Source organism: Haloferax sp. Atlit-6N, assembly GCF_003383195.1.
Taxonomy (GTDB): domain Archaea; phylum Halobacteriota; class Halobacteria; order Halobacteriales; family Haloferacaceae; genus Haloferax; species Haloferax gibbonsii.
Genome location: NZ_QEQJ01000387.1, coordinates 1 through 441, shown reverse-complemented (window position 1 = coordinate 441; position 441 = coordinate 1). Strand labels below are relative to the sequence as shown.

At 73.9% G+C, this 441-nt stretch carries 1 protein-coding gene; it reads right to left on the bottom strand.

The features are described 5' to 3' along the window. Positions 1 to 42: 42 nt before the first annotated feature. Positions 43 to 441: dienelactone hydrolase family protein (locus tag DEQ92_RS22880; RefSeq protein WP_199522996.1), on the bottom strand; the 399-nt coding region annotated here is incomplete at its 5' end.

Below are 441 nucleotides of genomic sequence, written 5' to 3'. Positions count from 1 at the left end.
TGTCGATGGCGTCGAAAGTGACCCCGTCGCTCACCCCCGCTCTCACTCGACGCCGAGGTTCGGGATGAGGAAGTCGGCGACGGCGGCCGCGACCTTCGCCTCCTGTCCGACGAAGAAGTGGTCGGCGGCGAACTCGACGACCGGTTGGTGGTACTCGCGGGCGCGCTCGACGACGGGTTCCCAGTCAGCGACGTCGTCGCGGGTGCCGTAGACGACCTGCACGGGCACGGGGATGCGGTCGAAGGCCGCGACGGCGTCGAGGTCGTCGGCGAGTCGCCCGGCGGGTCCGAGCGCGGAGACGGCGTCCACGGCCGCGCCCTCGGCGGCCGCGAGGAGCGCCATCGCGCCGCCGAACGAGAAGCCGAACAGGCCCACGCGGTCGTAGCGCCCCGCGGCCCACTCGACCGCCCGGTGGGTGTCGGCGCGCGCGCCGTAGCCCTC